Genomic DNA, 15,498 nt, shown 5'->3' with positions numbered 1-15,498 from the left:
ATTAGACTCCTTTATAAGCGAGGCGGTATAGTTCTGCTAATTCAGTGACGAGCGGCAGTTTTGGATTGGCGGTAGTGCATTGGTCTTCGAAGGCACGGTCCGCTAAGTAATCCACTTTTCTCTCGAATTCTTCTTTATCAATATTATTGGCTTCCAAACTCATAGGAATGTTTAGCTCTTTTGCGAGGCGAATAACCGCTTGAATTAAACTTTCCACGCCCTCCTCCGTTGTTCTTGCTGGTAAGCCAAGTGTTCTGGCAATCTCTGCATAGCGCTTGTCGGCGACGAAATGATTATACTTAGGAAAAGCAGCAAACTTCTCCGGCTTAGTCGCATTATACCGGATCACATGCGGCAGCAATACTGCATTGGCACGGCCATGAGCGATATGGAACTCAGCACCTAACTTATGTGCTAGGCTGTGGTTGATTCCTAAAAAGGCATTCGCAAACGCCATTCCGGCAATTGTAGAAGCATTATGCATTTTTTCCCGAGCTTCTTCGTCGTTTCCATTCCGATAGGCTCTTGGAAGATATTCAAATACCAGCTGAATGGCTTTCATCGCCAGTCCGTCGGTATAGTCGTTGGCCATGCAGGATACATAAGCTTCGATCGCATGTGTTAAGACGTCCAAACCTGTATCTGCCGTTACCTGTTTTGGCACGGACATGACAAATTGTGGATCAATAATTGCGACATCCGGCGTTAATTCATAATCAGCCAACGGATATTTTACGTTTGCCTCTTTATCGGTGATAACCGCGAACGAAGTTACTTCTGAACCGGTACCTGAGGTTGTCGGGATCGCCACAAATTGTGCCCTTTCACCTAAATGTGGGTATTTCACAATCCGTTTGCGGATGTCTAAAAACTTTTGCTTTAAGCCAAAGAAATCGGCATCCGGGTTTTCAAAGAACAGCCACATTCCTTTCGCCGCATCCATTGCTGAGCCGCCTCCAAGGGCAATAATCACATCCGGCTGGAATTTAGCCATCATATCGGCACCCTTCATCACCGTTTCAATCGATGGATCCGGCTCAACTTCCGAAAAGATCTCACAATGGACATAGTCCGGGCGTTTCCGTAAATAGTATAGGACTTTATCCACATAGCCAAGCTTCACCATGAATGGATCGGTCACAATAAATGCTTTCGAGATGTTCGGCATTTTAGCTAGGTATTGAATTGAATTCTTTTCAAAATAAATTTTTGGCGGAACCTTAAACCATTGCATATTCACGCTACGCTTTGCCACCTTTTTCACATTGATTAAATGGATTGCCCCTACATTTGTTGATACAGAGTTGCCGCCATACGTACCACAGCCAAGTGTTAAGGAAGGAAGATAAGCGTTATAAATATCGCCAATTGCCCCTTGAGAAGATGGCGCGTTGACAATAATCCGGCCGGCCTTCATTCTAAGACCAAACTCTTTGATCGCCTCATCATTGGTGGTATGAATCACCGCAGAGTGGCCCAGGCCGCCAAATTCCAGCATTTCCTCTGCTCTTTTTAGACCTTCTGCAAAGCTGTTAACCTTATAACAAGCTAAAACCGGGCTTAGTTTTTCTCTTGATAGCGGATATTGCGGTCCAACCCCCGCTAACTCAGCCACTAAAATTTTTGTTCCTTCTGGTACAGTTACTCCTGCCATTTCAGCGATTTTGGCAGCCGGCATCCCAACAATTTTGGCATTAACCGCACATGTTTGTTCATTGATAACCAATTTTTCGACCAGTTTCTTTTCGTCTTCATTTAAGAAGTAGCATTTATTGGCAATCATTTCGGCTTTTACTTCTTTATAGATTTCTTTATCAATAATAACGGCTTGTTCAGAGGCACAAATCATCCCGTTGTCAAAGGTTTTTGATAAAATTAAGTCATTGACTGCCTGTTTAAGATTAGCTGTTTTTTCAATATAACAAGGAACATTCCCTGGTCCGACGCCAAGTGCAGGTTTTCCGGAACTATAGGCCGATTTGACCATTCCTGCGCCGCCGGTTGCTAAAATCAACGAGATTTTATCATGGTTCATTAAAGTTTGGGTTGCCTCCAGTGATGGTGTTTCAATCCATTGAATGCAGTGTTCTGGTGCCCCTGCTTTGATAGCGGCGTCTCTTAATACACGTGCCGCTTCGCTGCTGCATTTTTGTGCCGATGGATGAAAGGCAAAAATGATCGGATTTCTCGTCTTAAGTGAAATTAACGCTTTAAACATCGTCGTTGAAGTTGGGTTCGTGACTGGAGTAACGCCGGCAATCACGCCAACTGGTTCGGCAATTTCAATGATTCCTTCTAGTTCATTTTCGTTGATAACTCCTGCTGTTTTATCGTATTTAATATTGTGATAGATATATTCTGTTGCAAACATATTTTTTATGATTTTGTCTTCATAAACACCGCGCTTTGTTTCTTCAACAGCTAATTTTGCCAGCTGCATATGCTGATCAAGGCCGGCTAAAGCCATTTGTTTGACAATTTCATCAATCATTTCTTGATCAATCTGCCGTAATTTCTCTAAAGCTTGAAGGCCATTGTTTACCAACTGATCAATCATTTCCGGTACATTTTGCATTTGTTTAACTTCTTTTTCTTTGACAGCCATTATGATCACTCCCAATAAAAAGTTTGTAAAAAATATCACATATCACTAGTGTTGCATAAAAAGTATCGGAATTTTCAGTTAAAATATTTCACCCTTTTAGGACCAAAAAGATAAATACCCATTTAAAGGTGGCTCTGTCCATTTGGAAATTTATTTACAGTTAAACCTGAAGACCTGTGGGACGACAACAAATTTGCTTATTAAGGAACAGCTTTTCCTTCAATCTTTCGAAGCCAAATATGCGCCGGTTTCCATAGTGCAGCCCTTAAATATCGGCTAATTTGTAGGATTTTTCGACTACTTTTTAATTCAATTTGCGCTAGAACATGTAGGCAAAAAACAATGAGTGCAATGAACACTTGATTCTGAATCGCCCATTCGCTTTGACCGTAAAACTTTTTTATGCTGAGGTGCTGTTTAATCCATTTGAAAAATAATTCAATGGCCCAGCGTGATTTGTACATCTCTGAAATTTCATCAGCTTCCAAATCGAAACGGTTGGTGATTAAATGGAGTTCATTTCCTTTTGAATCCAGAACTTTTATCAGTCGAAAATAATTTTCAGCACGATTTTGTGTGGTTCCAATCAACACCATTTGGTCCGATAAAACAGAAGAATTTTCCGGTAGTTTAAAGTTGTAAACTTCCCGTATAACAGCGTTCTTACGTAACCTTGAAAGAAAAAAGTAACCATCATCGGTCATGCGGTCAAAACGTTCGTAATCTAAGTAACCACGGTCGAACACATACATGCATTCTTTGTCATCTACCATGATTTCAAGCTGGCCACGATCATGTTCTTTTGCCGTAGTCATAACGGCTTTTTCCGGGTAAGAAGTGCCTTTTTCCATAAATACAAGCCGCAAATGCAGTTTTACTCCAGCCTTTGTTTTGCGGAATTTTGCCCATTTATGATTCGTCAAATTGAGTGGCAAGGTACTTGAATCGATGATTTTTAATGGCATCACAAGTTTTGTGTAATGTGTTTTGACATGAATTTGGGACACCAAATCAAGAAAAAGCCTTTGGAATAGATCAGGATTCATCCCATTTAAACGGCGTGACAGCTGAGAAATACTAATAGAATCAAGGTCAATTTCCTTTTGAAGCTGATCATCGAAAAGGTAATCTCCAAGCGCATGAAGGCTTTCCACTTCTTGTAGCTGCGCAAAAAGAAGTAATTTTAGGAACGACTCCGTCGTTAATTTCTTTGTATAGTAATCTAATTTCATCGTTTTCACCTGTTCCTCAAATAATTGAAGATTTATTGGTGAAAACCATTGTCCAAATGAAGTTTTTCGTGTAATCTTGTCCATGAGCTAGTCCTTTTATATTGGATTTGGACGGATTACCACCTGACCTATCCATTATAAAGGACTTTTTCTTTGCAGAGAATAATAAAATTGAACATTTCGAGTATTCCTAATAGTGAAATTAAATTAATGCAACACTAGTGATCACATATAAACTTAAAAAATAGCTGTTAGCTTGCTAAGAAGTATTTCAACTATTTCTGATATCATCATAACATTTGTACAGCAAAAAAAGATTGTGAAATATTGAACAAACTTTGATAAAAATGTATATAGATTGTTAACGTTAGTAACCATTTTAATGTAAAGCGCTTTACATTCCATTGAGTAACTTTCTAGAAGGCTGGTGGTGCCAGCTGTGATGAAAACGGCTGGGAAATGACCAGAAAATAATGTGAAAGCGCCCTTTAACGACGCTTTCGCTTCAATTTGTTTGAAAAAATTTTTTATCATTCACCCTTCTGATAATATTGGCCATTCTTTAGAATGATCGATCACCACTAATTCCCTTTGGCGTATAGCTGCTGATATTTGGCAGATGTTCTGATCTGCACAGTCAATTTCCCCTGTTGGTAGATTGTTTTAATTAAAAACGGAACACCGGTGGTATTTTGAAAGCGAAAATCTTTACCGCCATATGAAACGGTGGCATCACGGCCAGCAGGCACATAGCCGACGGATAAGGAGTGATGATGCCTTTCTATATAACTAACCCCGACTTTATCAACGGCATTAAACAATGTCGAAGATGTTTGGCAAATTCCTCCGCCAATGCCATCGACCATTTTTTTGTTAACAATTTCCTTGGCCTTCTGATACCCATGAGCCGCATCACTAGGACCTACCGTTGTATTAAATGAAAAATAATCCCCGTCTCCGACAATAATATTATTTATCGAACGGGCTGACAGTTCAATATTTCTAGCCCGCCCGGCGACACCGCTGTTAAAATAGGTGGTATACGATGCCAGAACAACATCGTCTAAACTGGCAATCTCTTCAGGATTATAACCGCTTTCCTTGACATAAATCGGGAGTTCCACGTCGCCGCCGGTTACCGATGCTGTCAATATGCGTTCCACTAATTCCTTCTCTTCTAATATGACTTGCGGCTTTCCTTTGATGATCTTGCCATGTTTGACCTGATCCAGCACCATCCTTTGGTCATATCCCGGTTTTGTATCTGTTCCCCGCGCCAGCTCCCTCGCCCATTTTTCGAGTTCTCTCTTATAGGCGGCTGGATTGGTCTCAAATCCCAGCTCCGCCGGTAAAATGGTCTTGATTACTTTTTGGGTGTTCGGATCAATGACATTGACGACAACCGTCTTTGGTTCTTCTTCCTGCTTTTGTTCCTCTGGAGCCCGAGTTTCAACTTGCTTGGTTGGTTTCGTTACTTTTTCGGCCGCCTCCTTTACAGAACAACCGACAAGTCCTAATAAACTCCCGGATAGTAAAATTGAAACCGCCCATTTCCCCTTTCCCATTTCACTGCTTCTCTCCTCTTATTCTTTTATGAGCTGTTTGAACTATACAATTGTTTCCAGCCAAAACATCATATTCTTATCGGAATATAAAAATGACAAAATAACAGCCCGATATTTTCCATTCGCTAATCTGAATAAATGCAGAATGAATGACAAACAAATTAACCAAACATTGCTATTAATCTGAGACTATTATAGTAGGCTGAAAATGTCGAAGCTGTCCCTTTATTAGCTAAAAAAAAATCGGCCAAGTGACCGATTAGTAGATGGGATTATTTTTGGGGAGGAACAATTAATACTGGAACTTTCGCTTCGTGAAGAATGCCATTAGAGACACTGCCTAAAACCACCCCTTTTACAGGTCCCATCCCCCGTGTACCAATGACAATATGCGTTACTGCCAGTTCTTTTGCTAGCTTGCAGATTTGCTGGACAGGGTCGCCGATTCTCATCAGCAGTTCATAGTCAATATTTTTTGATTTTAAATAATCAACCGCTGGCTTTGTTGCATTTTCAAATAACTCCTGCTGATATTCTTTGATTAGTTTTTCACTGATAAATAATTTCGTATGAATCATATTGAACGAAGGCTGGACATTTACTAGAAAAAGCTTGCTTTGAAAGGCGACCGCCAAATGTTCAGCTTCCTTCAATGCTTCAACAGAATTGATTGAACCATCCACAGCCACTAAGATCTTCTCTGACAATTTTAAAACCTCCTTTTTGAAAGCAAAAAAACCTTTTATATATTTTCAAAAGATCCTGATAATGCTTATTTCGCCAAGAAGAACCAAAATTCCTTTTTTTATTACAAACTATTACTCCGTTTCATTTTAACATTTCACCAATTGGAAGATTTCGAATAATTTATGACTTTATCCCGCTTCTTTAGTCAGAAACTAGTTCCTATGGTTTAATTAAACTAGAGGGAATTTCCATTTTTATGACTATTGAAAGGAGGCATTGGTGATGTGGCATTCAAAAAAAGTGACGGAGGTTATCACTGAAATGGGCGTCGATCCTGGTGCGGGTCTGTCGAGCAGTGAAGCCGAGAAACGATTAGAACAATTTGGTCCCAACGAATTCCGTGATCACAAAAAGACAGCGATTTGGAAACTGTTTTTCTCACAAATTAACAGCATGCTCATTTATATTTTAATTGCCGCTGCACTTATTTCGCTATTTATTGGTGAGTACAGCGATGCAGCCATCATTGTACTCGTCATCCTGCTGAATTCAGTAATCGGGGTTATTCAGGAAACCAAGGCAGAAAAAGCTCTCGAAGAACTGAAAAAATTGGCCACTCCAAAAGCAATCGTCAAGCGTGATGGAGTCGTGCAAGAAATCCCTTCGGAACAGCTTGTGCCCGGCGATATCGTGGTGATCGATGCAGGACGGTTTATCCCTGCTGATATACGCTTAATTGAAACGGCTAATTTAAAAATTGAAGAATCATCGCTTACCGGGGAATCAGTACCTGTGGACAAGGATGCAGACTGGCAGGCAGCGGAGGAAAAGGTGCCAATAGCCGACCAGCACAACATGGCATTTATGTCGACCCTGTCTGCTTACGGCCGTGGTATTGGCATTGTCGTCAATACCGGAATGAACACCGAAATTGGAAAAATTGCCGCCCTCCTTGGAGATCAAAAGCAGGAAATGACGCCATTACAGGTTAAATTAGCAGAGCTGGGGAAAATTCTCGGGATTGGCGCTGTCCTTATCTCCCTCGTTATTTTTCTGATTGGCTTCTTCCAAGGAAGGGTAGCCCTTGATATGTTTTTAATTGCTGTCAGCCTAGCTGTTGCTGCGATTCCCGAAGGCCTGCCGGCGATTGTTACGATTGTCCTGGCACTTGGCGTTCAGCGGATGATCAAGCGGCGCGCGATTGTCCGAAAGCTGCCCGCTGTTGAAACACTTGGTGCTGTCAGCGTGATTTGTTCTGATAAAACAGGGACGCTGACACAAAATAAAATGACGGTAACAGATGTTTTTGTCAATGGAACCTATGCCCCGCTGGCTTCATTAAAACTAGAAAACCAATATGAAAAGTTGTTTTTCGAAGCGCTTGTTTTATGTAATGATGCCGTTGTGACAACAGCGGAACAATCGGGCGACCCGACAGAAATAGCCCTTGTTGCTGCGGCAGGAACGGTTGGAATTGACAAACAACTGCTGGACCATCGCTATCAGCGCGTAAGAGAAATTCCGTTCGACTCCGAGCGAAAAATGATGACGACCGTCCATCAAAATAAAGACAATTTTTTGGTGATGACAAAGGGTGCCTTGGAAAGTCTCCTGCCGAAAGCAGCCACAGTTATTTTGAATGGCCAGAAAGTTCCGCTTTCAAGGACTGAGACAGAGAGGATTATATCTCAAGCTAATGCAATGTCGGATAAGGCACTAAGAGTCCTGGCGATTGCCTATAAGGAAGTTCCTCAGGTAGCTGACTTGTCAGCTGAAGAGCTTGAGAATAATCTTACCTTGCTTGGATTAACAGGAATGATTGACCCGCCAAGAATGGAAGTAAAAGCTTCAATTGCTCAATGTCATAACGCCGGCATCAAGACTGTAATGATTACTGGTGATCACCAAAAAACGGCTTTTGCTATTGCCAAAGAGCTTGGAATCGCCAGCAGTGACAAGGAGACGATGCCCGGTAACGAAATCGATACCCTCACTGAAGATGAACTGAAAGAAAAAGTCAAAAAGATTCGGGTCTTTGCTCGCGTCTCTCCTGAGCATAAAGTGAAAATCGTAAAAGCGCTTAAGGCCAACGGAGAAATTGCCTCAATGACAGGAGACGGCGTCAATGATGCTCCTTCACTGCAGCAGGCTGATGTTGGAGTAGCTATGGGGCAGAGTGGTACCGATGTGGCCAAAGGGGCCGCTGATATCATTTTAACCGATGACAACTTTGCCACAATTATCGCAGCGGTGGAAGAAGGCAGGAATATCTATCAAAATATAAAAAAAGCAATTCTATTCTTGCTCTCCTGCAATTTAGGCGAAATTATTACTTTATTCTTCGCCATCCTGCTTGGCTGGCCCACTCCGCTGACGGCAGTACATATCTTATGGATTAATTTAATCACGGACACTTTCCCAGCTATCTCGCTGGGCCTTGATCCGGACGATCCGGATGTAATGAAAGAACGGCCGCGGTCGATCAGAGAAAGCATTTTTGCCCATGGCAGCGGCCTGTTTACCTTGATCAATGGAGCAATTATTGGTTTCATTACCTTGTTCGCCTTCATTGCCGGGCTAGCTTTTTATACAGGATCAGAAAGCTTATTTACAATTGACTTTGCCGATGTCCCACAGGATGCCTTGATTCATGCACAAACGATGGCCTTTATCACTTTAAGTGTTTCGCAGTTATTCCATGCCTTAAATTTGCGGAACCAACATAAATCGATTTTCCAAGTCGGCCTATTTTCAAATAAATATTTACTGGCGTCAATTTTATTTGGTATTAGTATTCAAGCAGCATTAGTCAACATCCCATTTTTTAACAACATTTTTGCCATCCATTTTTTAACCATCAAGGATTGGCTGCTGATTCTTGCCCTCTCACTGCTGCCGATTATTCTGAATGAGCTTTGGAAAGCAGGAAAACGAATTCTTTAAACGTTTTGGAAAAAAACTGACTTGCATAAAAGAAGAGGCTGTCCAACATTTTAGGACAACCTCTTTGCTGTTACTTTCGCTTCTTCGGATAGAATCCGCCTTTATCCCAAAAGCCTTCTTCAGAGCAGCCAATGCAAGTAAATCCGGCAGCAATGCAGCGATCCATCCCCATTGATTCACAACAATTGAATGCTCTCGGCCCCTTACAGCCAAGTTTAAATAAACAATAGCCTTTTTGGGCTGTTTCATCATCATAAGATTGGGCAAACAACTTTTGATCAAAAAATGGTTTGCGATGGCAAGTCATATGAACCGTGGTTTGATAAAAAGCCTTAGGACGCATCTTTTTATCAAGTTCCGGTAACTCCCCATGAAAATGGATATGCAATAGCGTACCAATCATCACTTCCGGAATAGGGGGACACCCTGGTACAAGGGCCACTGGAGTTTCCTCCGGTATGATCGATCTAACATCAACTGAATCGGTCGGGTTACTGCCTGCAGCAGGCAGCCCGCCCCACGCTGAACAACTTCCAAAGGCAATAACAGCTTTGGCATGTTTCGCTGCCTGGATAATTTCCTCTCTGACAGATTTACCGGCAATCATCAGATATTCATCACTTTGCGGAATCCCGCCTTCAACAGCAAGGACATATTGACCTTGATATTTTTGAAAAATGGATTCCTTATGTTCTTCAGCTTGGTAGCCGCTGGCTGCAGATAAAAGCTCGCTATATTCTAATGAAATAAAATGAAGAATGGTGTCCAATGTGGTGGGTTCGACTGACCGGAGAAACGCCTCCTTACATCCGGTGCAATCCAATGCGCTTATCCAAATTACCGGAAGCCGCTGATTAGTGCGTTGTAACATCTCCTCCGAAACATCGATTGTTTCTAACCAGTTGTATTGTGTCATAGGATCCGTTCACCTCTAAGCCTTTCTTTGCAATGAATCTGTCTAATTGGAGTATAGGCTTTATCTTCACGATCTGTCTACAATATTGTGAAATGTTTAACAAAAAATCCTTTAAACTATAAACATGTTTATTAAAATAAAAACCCCCATTTCTGGGAGTTTTTCGAAAATAGTTATTTTTTACAGTTCTTCTTTTCTGACTTCGTTAATCTGCCGAGGAAGAAGGCTCCGGCAGCCACACCGATCACGGTGTTGGTTTTCTTATTAAATACCTGCTTCATGACAAGGTTTAAATTCTGTGGTCTTTCTGCCAGACGGCGCATGAAATAGCCGTACCAGTCGCTGCCGAATGGAACATAGGTACAGAAATTATAACCTTCACTGGCGAGTTTCAACTGCAGATCTCGACGGAAACCATATAGCATTTGGAACTCAAATTTATCATTTGGAATATTGTGTTTTTTAACAAATGCCTTCACGTGATTAATAACTCGATGATCATGCGTAGCAATCGATGTAAACTTACCGTTTAACAAATGCCATTCAATCAACTTAATATAGTTTTCATCAATATCTTTTTTATCCTGATAAGCAATGTCTGCCGGTTCTTTATAAGCTCCCTTTACAAGGCGGATGCGGAAATTTTGATATTTTTGCAGATACTCAAGCGCTTGATGAAAATAAGCCTGAATGACGGTACCAACATTGTCATATTCTGCTGATAAATCATTTAACAGATCAAACGAAGGCTGTAGATGCTTATAGTCTTCCATATCAATGTTAACAAACATATTATATTGGTTAGCTCTGTCCACGATTTCTCTAACATTTCCCTTGCAAAAATCGTAATCAATATCCAATCCTAACTGGGTTGGTTTTAACGAAATGTGGGCATCCACTTTGTTCTCGTGAATCGCCTCGACCACTTTAAGAATTTGTTCTTTGGCAGCAGTAGCCTCTTCTTTTTTAAAGACAAATTCACCTAGGTTATCTACTGTACAGGAGATGCCATGAGCATTTAACTCTTTAATACTATGAATCGCTTCCTCAATATTTGTACCGGCGACTACACTTTGTGCACCCATTTTTAGGCCGTATTTTTTAGCGGCACTATTGAGAAATTGGTTTTGTGATAAGGCAATAAAAAAATCTTTTAAAATCATTTTAATTACTCCTTATATAATAGATTAATATAACTAGAAATATTATAGCATAAAGTTTCACTAAAAATAAATTTGGCAATTTTCTTAATATAGTAATTTCAAAAATATTTCTTTCCTTTTTTCGATTATTTTAAAGTGTCTTTTGTAAAAGATACTACTGAATCATTTATTGTTTTTTGATGAATAATGAAAAAACGCCTGGTTATCCAAGCGTTTTCGTCTAAAACTTATCTATCCGTTCTGTTTTTGCGTTTTCGTAAAAAGGCCGGAATGTCAAGAAAATCACTATCCGTTTGCCCTAAGCTAGTGCTTTTATCATCAAGTTCAACAGAAGTATCCCAACCATTGGAAGGTTCGTGAATCTGTGTTTTCGACACTCTTTTTGGCTCATATTCATACTGCTGCTGATTGAAAGAAAAACCACGTTCCTGTTCTCGCTGCTGTCCCTCTAGGCGAATCGCTCCCACTGATCCAGGCGCCATCCGTTGTTCACGTTTAAATGAATCCTGATCATTGCGCAATCCTGGTAATCTACCTGAAGTTCCGCGAGAACTCCTGTGGATGAAAAGGTCTCCGTCAGCTTTCGTTTTCGGAGTTTCCCTCTCCGAAAAGCCAGTGGCAATGACCGTTATCATAATTTCATCTCTCAGATTTTCATCAATGATCGATCCAAAAATCATATTCAGATCTTGGTCAGCTGCAGCGGCTACGATATCGGCTGCTTCCTGAACCTCAAATAAACTTAAATCAGTGCCGCCAGTTATATTCATTAAAACGCCTTGAGCCCCATCGATCGAAGTTTCCAGCAATGGACTGGCAATTGCCTTTTTCGCTGCTTCAACGGCACGCCCTTCGCCTTTTGCCGTTCCAATCCCCATTAAGGCTGTCCCTTGATTTGACATAATCGTTTTCACATCGGCAAAGTCCAGATTAATTAGCCCCGGGACAGCAATTAAATCGGAAATCCCTTGAACTCCTTGGCGAAGAACATTGTCAGCTTCACGGAAAGCCTCAATCATAGGCGTCCGCTTATCGACAATTTGTAATAAGCGGTCATTGGGAACAATAATTAGGGTATCGACCGCCTGCCTCATTGCCTCGATCCCAGCTGCTGCATTCACCTTACGCTTATGACCTTCAAATCCGAAAGGACGGGTCACTACACCAATCGTTAAAGCACCCAGTTCACGCGAAATTTGGGCTATCTCCGGTGCAGCACCAGTTCCGGTGCCTCCTCCCATTCCAGCCGTAACAAATACCATGTCTGCCCCTTGAAGGGCCTCATGAAGCTGCTGCCGGCTCTCTTCCACTGCTCTTCTGCCAATTTCCGGATTGGCTCCGGCACCCAAACCTCTGGTCAAAGAAGCGCCAATTTGCATCTTGATCTCTGCCTTAGAAAGTTTAAGTGCCTGTGCATCAGTATTGACGGAAATGAACTCAACCCCTTGTACGCCATCTTCAATCATGCGATTGACAGCATTATTACCACCGCCGCCAACGCCGATCACTTTGATTTTCGCCGCCTGATCTATATCCATATCAAAATCCCACATGCTTATTCCTCACTCTCATTCCATTGCATATTCCTTATTCGGAAATTGTTCGCTATCATTATCAATAAAATAATGAATCTATTAACTAGAATTATACACAAATTATTTGGAAATAGGTTTACTTATAAGCATTTAATCAAAAATTAATTTGCTTAAAATATATTTGTTACATAAAGTGAAACTTCCATCAGTGGGGGTTTTGTTCATCCCCCACTGATGGTTAGTTGAACCAATCGGACCTTTACGGGCAGTTGATCTTCCCCATCTAGATTCCTTGTAGACTTGGACTCCCCGAGGTGGGGATCTTACTGCCCGTTAAGGCGGGATAAACAGTTTTTTGATAGAAAAAAACCCCCGCAATCTGCAGGAGTTTTCCACTTAGTGTCAGACACGATAATTATCTAAACCACCGGCACGGAAGTGAGTATATCCACTAAGCGATCCATACCCAGTTTTATTTTATCTGGAGTTGAATGGCTGAAATTAATCCGGAATGTATTGAGCTTTGGTTCATTGACGTAAAACTGTGCCCCCGGTACAAAGGCAACGCCTTTTTTTACGGCTTCAGCGAGCAAAACGGTCGTATCAATATGCTTCGGCCCTTCGACCCAGATAAACATGCCGCCCTTCGGTTCTTTCCAGGAAAACAAGCCCGGTCCAACTTGATTTAAGTATTCTTTCATCATCGTCATCCGTTCATAATACACAGAACGGATCAGCTTAATATGTGCCTCAAGGTCAAAATCACAAAGCAGGTGATACAAAGCCTGTTGGTCAATTGAACTGGAATGCAAATCATTCATTTGTTTCGCTTGAGTCATCATTTCTAGTACTTCAGCCGGTCCGGTCACCCAGCCCGTTCTTAACGCAGGCACGACAGATTTTGAAAAAGTACTGGTATATAACACATGGGTCTGCTCCTTATCGTAGGAGGCAATTGGGTGGTACACTTCATCTTGATGGAATTGAATATCACTGTACGGATCATCTTCCAGAACAAGCACATCAAATTGATAGCAAAGCTTGAGAAGCTGCTGTCGCCGCTCGGCACTCCAGGCCTTGCCATCCGGGTTGGAGAACGTTGGTATAACATAAACGAATTTAGGCTTATACTGTTCTATTTTTGCTTTAAGATCTTCCGGGTTCATCCCGTGTTCGTCGCCCTTAACAGCAACAACGCTTGCCCCATAGGAGCGGAACACCTGTAAAGCTGCTAAATACGTTGGATCCTCCGTTAAGACGATATCTCCGGGAGCAAGCATCACCCGTGAAAACAAGTCAATGGTTTGTTGTGACCCTGTCGTAACAAGTATTTTGTCAGGATTTGTAAAAATGCCTTTCCGCTCCATTTTCTCTTGTATTGCATCTCTTAGGGGTTTAAATCCCTCAGTTGCCCCATATTGCAATGATCCTTTCCCAGATGCAAACACCTTTTCATACGCACTTTTCACGGCATCTATCGGAAAAATATCTTCTGCCGGTAATCCCCCTGCAAACGAAATGACATTTCCTTGTTGAATCACTGCTAAAATATCTCTAACTGCAGAAGATTCATAGTTTTTCGTTAAGGGTGCAAATGAGTAATTCATTCGAAGTTTCCTTCTTTCTTTTTATGGGTTTGACTAATTTTAAATAGTCAGAAAATTATTATAGTAGTATTATAAGGCAAACTTCAAAACTTTCAAGAGTTTTTTTGTAATTTTTTGAAAAATATCTTAGGAGTAAATGTGTTTATTGCACACCACTGCTTATGCTATTATGATATTATTTTAAAGTATAAAAATATTTAGCTGTTTAATCAATTTATTCGGAGTTGACCATCCCAATGAAACGAAAAATAATCGCTTATAATTTTGTTTTGCGAGAAGTCCTCGACCCTTTAAAAGATGATTATGAGATTGAATTTTTTGAAAATATTAATCCCCAAACCGCCCCCGCCTTTATCCATTCATTAAAAAATGCCGAGGGGATTATTGGTCTGGCCTTACCGGTTGATGCAGAACTGCTTGACCTTGCACCTAAACTTAAAATAGTTGCCAATAACTCAACCGGGTATAATAACCTTTCAGTTGATGAAATGACAAAACGAGGCGTAATGGCGACAAACACCCCCGGGGTTCTGGAGGGGACAACGGCTGATGCCATATTTGGCATTCTCCTTGCGGCGGCCAGGCGCATTCCAGAGATGGATCAATTCGTGAAAACCGGACAGTGGCAGCACTATTTAACAACCGAACAGTTCGCACTCGATGTTCACCATAAAACGTTAGGGATTATCGGCATGGGGAAAATTGGCTCCGAAATTGCCAAACGCGGTCACCTTGGCTTTGATATGAGAATTTTATATCACAATCGAACAAGGAATATCGCGGCCGAGGAAAAATTTGACGCTACCTACTATGACCTTGATACATTGCTTAAAGAATCCGATTTTGTCGTGTTGATGACGCCGCTTACACAAGAGACCGAGCATTTAATGGGGGAACGGGAGTTTAAGTTAATGAAACAATCGGCCATTTTCGTTAATGGCTCACGCGGAAAGACGGTCGATGAGGCTGCACTGATTGAGGCCTTAAAAAACAAACAAATTCATGGTGCAGCATTGGATGTTTACCAAATCGAGCCGATTAACCAGGATAACCCCCTGCTCCAATTTTCGAATGTCGTCACAACGCCGCATCTCGGCTCAGCAACCTTTGAAACAGAACTAAAAATGGCTGAGCTGGCACGGGAAAATTTAATCGCTGGCCTGAGTGGTAAACGTCCACCAAACCTAGTCAATCCCGAGGTACTTAACTACTAAAAGGACGCACTTTCTTGTGTGTTCTTTTTTT

Annotated in this window: 10 protein-coding genes; 2 read left to right on the top strand and 8 right to left on the bottom strand. The window is 41.4% G+C overall.

What is annotated here, in order from left to right; genetic code table 11:
• Position 1 precedes the first annotated feature (1 nt).
• From adhE to RCG24_RS05245, 4 genes are all read right to left on the bottom strand, one after another.
• A complete protein-coding gene (gene adhE, locus RCG24_RS05260; RefSeq protein WP_202651375.1) occupies positions 2-2,605 on the bottom strand; it encodes a bifunctional acetaldehyde-CoA/alcohol dehydrogenase in 2,604 nt (867 codons plus the stop codon).
• A gap of 200 nt (positions 2,606-2,805) precedes the next feature.
• Entirely contained in the window at positions 2,806-3,921 is a 1,116-nt protein-coding gene (locus RCG24_RS05255) for an IS4 family transposase (protein ID WP_308077077.1), read from the bottom strand.
• Between the two features lie 497 nt (positions 3,922-4,418).
• Positions 4,419-5,402 carry a VanW family protein gene (locus RCG24_RS05250; RefSeq protein ID WP_308078506.1) on the bottom strand — a complete coding sequence of 328 codons (984 nt, stop codon included), beginning with the start codon at positions 5,400-5,402 and terminating at the stop codon, positions 4,419-4,421.
• Positions 5,403-5,674: 272 nt separating this feature from the next.
• Positions 5,675-6,109: a universal stress protein gene (locus RCG24_RS05245; protein ID WP_308078505.1), complete on the bottom strand. Its 435-nt coding sequence runs from the start codon at positions 6,107-6,109 to the stop codon at positions 5,675-5,677.
• 262 nt (positions 6,110-6,371) lie between these two features.
• Between RCG24_RS05245 and RCG24_RS05240 the strand changes: the two genes are divergently transcribed.
• Positions 6,372-9,032, top strand: coding sequence for a cation-translocating P-type ATPase (locus tag RCG24_RS05240; RefSeq protein WP_308078504.1), 2,661 nt, complete (start codon positions 6,372-6,374; stop codon positions 9,030-9,032).
• A 70-nt stretch (positions 9,033-9,102) separates the two neighbouring features.
• On the opposite strand, the gene RCG24_RS05235 is transcribed toward RCG24_RS05240, so the two are convergent.
• The 4 genes from RCG24_RS05235 to RCG24_RS05220 all read right to left on the bottom strand — a co-directional run bounded on the left by RCG24_RS05235 (position 9,103) and on the right by RCG24_RS05220 (position 14,253).
• Positions 9,103-9,948 carry a hydrogenase small subunit gene (locus tag RCG24_RS05235; RefSeq protein WP_202651383.1) on the bottom strand — a complete coding sequence of 282 codons (846 nt, stop codon included), beginning with the start codon at positions 9,946-9,948 and terminating at the stop codon, positions 9,103-9,105.
• Between the two features lie 173 nt (positions 9,949-10,121).
• Entirely contained in the window at positions 10,122-11,111 is a 990-nt protein-coding gene (locus RCG24_RS05230) for a proline dehydrogenase family protein (protein ID WP_308078503.1), read from the bottom strand.
• 227 nt (positions 11,112-11,338) lie between these two features.
• On the bottom strand, positions 11,339-12,664 hold the full coding sequence (gene ftsZ, locus RCG24_RS05225; protein ID WP_374049125.1) for a cell division protein FtsZ: 1,326 nt from the start codon (positions 12,662-12,664) through the stop codon (positions 11,339-11,341).
• A gap of 401 nt (positions 12,665-13,065) precedes the next feature.
• On the bottom strand, positions 13,066-14,253 hold the full coding sequence (locus RCG24_RS05220) for an aminotransferase-like domain-containing protein (protein ID WP_202651387.1): 1,188 nt from the start codon (positions 14,251-14,253) through the stop codon (positions 13,066-13,068).
• A gap of 236 nt (positions 14,254-14,489) precedes the next feature.
• Between RCG24_RS05220 and RCG24_RS05215 the strand changes: the two genes are divergently transcribed.
• A complete protein-coding gene (locus RCG24_RS05215) occupies positions 14,490-15,467 on the top strand; it encodes a 2-hydroxyacid dehydrogenase (RefSeq protein WP_308078502.1) in 978 nt (325 codons plus the stop codon).
• Positions 15,468-15,498 lie beyond the last annotated feature (31 nt).

It is taken from the genome of Neobacillus sp. OS1-32 (assembly GCF_030915425.1).
Classification (GTDB): domain Bacteria; phylum Bacillota; class Bacilli; order Bacillales; family Cytobacillaceae; genus Neobacillus; species Neobacillus paridis.
The sequence above is the reverse complement of the archived record's forward strand: the minus strand, read 5'-3'. Positions and strand labels throughout refer to the sequence as shown.

What these genes read in the sequence shown, in the direction of transcription:
- adhE (WP_202651375.1), bottom strand. Translation starts at nt 2,605, where the DNA reads ATGGCTGTCAAAGAAAAAGAAGTTAAACAAATGCAAAATGTACCGGAA.
- RCG24_RS05255 (WP_308077077.1), bottom strand. Translation starts at nt 3,921, where the DNA reads ATGGACAAGATTACACGAAAAACTTCATTTGGACAATGGTTTTCACCA.
- RCG24_RS05250 (WP_308078506.1), bottom strand. Translation starts at nt 5,402, where the DNA reads ATGGGAAAGGGGAAATGGGCGGTTTCAATTTTACTATCCGGGAGTTTA.
- RCG24_RS05240 (WP_308078504.1), top strand. Translation starts at nt 6,372, where the DNA reads ATGTGGCATTCAAAAAAAGTGACGGAGGTTATCACTGAAATGGGCGTC.
- RCG24_RS05235 (WP_202651383.1), bottom strand. Translation starts at nt 9,948, where the DNA reads ATGACACAATACAACTGGTTAGAAACAATCGATGTTTCGGAGGAGATG.
- RCG24_RS05230 (WP_308078503.1), bottom strand. Translation starts at nt 11,111, where the DNA reads ATGATTTTAAAAGATTTTTTTATTGCCTTATCACAAAACCAATTTCTC.
- ftsZ (WP_374049125.1), bottom strand. Translation starts at nt 12,664, where the DNA reads ATGTGGGATTTTGATATGGATATAGATCAGGCGGCGAAAATCAAAGTG.
- RCG24_RS05220 (WP_202651387.1), bottom strand. Translation starts at nt 14,253, where the DNA reads ATGAATTACTCATTTGCACCCTTAACGAAAAACTATGAATCTTCTGCA.
- RCG24_RS05215 (WP_308078502.1), top strand. Translation starts at nt 14,490, where the DNA reads ATGAAACGAAAAATAATCGCTTATAATTTTGTTTTGCGAGAAGTCCTC.